Origin of the sequence: Methylobacterium nigriterrae, from assembly GCF_037106235.1 — a bacterium.
In the GTDB taxonomy this organism is placed as follows: domain Bacteria; phylum Pseudomonadota; class Alphaproteobacteria; order Rhizobiales; family Beijerinckiaceae; genus Methylobacterium; species Methylobacterium nigriterrae.
In genome coordinates this window covers 1-286 of record NZ_JBAWTG010000756.1, presented here as the reverse complement: position 1 = coordinate 286, position 286 = coordinate 1, and the positions used below count along the sequence as shown (strand labels likewise).

Genomic DNA, 286 nt, shown 5'->3' with positions numbered 1-286 from the left:
CGCCCGAGGACCAGATGGCATGTTTCAAGCGCAACGTCCCGACCGATCCGAGCGCCCTGCCCCCGGTTCTCGACGTCGAGTGGAACGGCCATTCGCAGACCTGCCCGACGCGCCTGCCGAAGGCGCAGGCGCTCGGCATGATCCGGTACATGCTCGACGAGATGGAGCGCTACACCGGCAAGCGCCCGATCATCTACACCGACATCACCTTCCACCGGGACGTGCTGGGGGGCGAATTACCCGATTACCCGCACTGGGTGCGCTCCACCGCGGCCGAGCCCGAGCA

General features: G+C 67.1%; 1 protein-coding gene. It reads left to right on the top strand.

The genetic code is table 11. The features are described 5' to 3' along the window. The coding region (locus WDW90_RS39020) for a GH25 family lysozyme (protein WP_336492987.1) at positions 1-286 on the top strand (286 nt) is incomplete at both ends.